Origin of the sequence: Streptomyces sp. RP5T, from assembly GCF_003933965.1 — a bacterium.
GTDB lineage: Bacteria > Actinomycetota > Actinomycetes > Streptomycetales > Streptomycetaceae > Streptomyces.
This window is the reverse complement of sequence record NZ_RSAJ01001111.1, coordinates 1-1242: the sequence shown is the minus strand read 5'-3', so window position 1 is coordinate 1242 and position 1242 is coordinate 1. Positions and strand designations below refer to the sequence as shown.

Here is a 1242-nt window from a genome sequence, read left to right as displayed (position 1 = left end):
GTCCGCCGGCGCCTCGGGGAGGGCGAGGTCCGCGGGGTCACCGGGCCGTCCGACGCCGATGAGCCGCCCTTCGACCACCGCCGTGACCCCGCTTCCGGGCACGGCGGCGAAGTCCCGCGCCCGCGCGATCCGCAGTCCCCGCTCCCCGGCGGCCCGCACGACGGCCCGGCCCAACGGGTGCTCGCTGGGGTGCTCGGCCGCGGCGGCCAGGGCGAGGAGGTCGTCCGGGGTGAGCCCCGAGCCCGGCAGCGGTCGTACGTCCGAGACCTCCGGTGTGCCCTCCGTGAGCGTGCCCGTCTTGTCGAGCGCCACGGCGTCCACCTCGCCGAGCCGCTCCATCGCGACGGCCGACTTGACCAGGACGCCGTGGCGCCCTGCGTTGGCGATGGCGGACAGCAGGGGCGGCATGGTCGCGAGGACGACCGCGCACGGCGAGGCGACGATCATGAAGGTCATCGCGCGCAGCAGCGCGTCCGTGAGGTCGGCGCCGAACGCCAGGGGCACCGCGAACACGGCGAGGGTGGCGGCCACGATCCCCACCGCGTACCGCTGCTCGATCCTCTCGATGAACAGCTGGGTCGGCGCCTTGGTCCAGGAGGCCTCCTCGACCAGGGTCACGATGCGGGCGACCACGGAGTCGGCCGGGTCACGCTCGACGCGGACGCGCAGCGCGCCGGTGCCGTTGAGGGTGCCCGCGAAGACCTCGTCGCCGGGGCCCTTGGCGACCGGGAGGGGCTCGCCGGTGATGGTGGCCTGGTCGGCCTCGCTCGTGCCGTCCAGGACCAGGCCGTCGGCGCCGATGCGCTCGCCGGGGCGGATCAACAGGACGTCTCCCACGGAGAGTTCACCCGTCGGGACCGTCTCCTCGCCGGTGTCCGTGATCCGGGTGGCCGTCGTGGGCGCGAGGTCGAGCAGGCCGCGCACCGAGTCGGCGGTGCGGGCGGTGGCCAGGGCTTCCAGGGCGCCGGAGGTGGCGAAGATGACGATCAGCAGGGCGCCGTCCAGGACCTGGCCGATCGCGGCCGCGCCGAGCGCCGCGACGATCATCAGCAGGTCGACGTCCAGGGTCCTCGCGCGCAGCGCCCTGAGCCCTTCGAGGGCCGGTTCCCAGCCGCCGGTGGCGTAGGCGAGCGCGTACAGCGGGCCGTGGGCCCACCACGGCAGACCGCCGAGGTCGAGGGCGAGCGCGAGCAGGAACGCGACGGTGGAGGCCAGCGCCCAGCGGGCCTCGGGGAGGGCGAG

At 75.5% G+C, this 1242-nt stretch carries 1 protein-coding gene; it reads right to left on the bottom strand.

Going from position 1 to position 1242, the window contains the following annotated elements; translation table 11 throughout:
* A partial coding sequence (locus EHS43_RS44825; RefSeq protein WP_125196082.1) for a heavy metal translocating P-type ATPase occupies window positions 1-1242 on the bottom strand: 1242 nt, incomplete at both ends.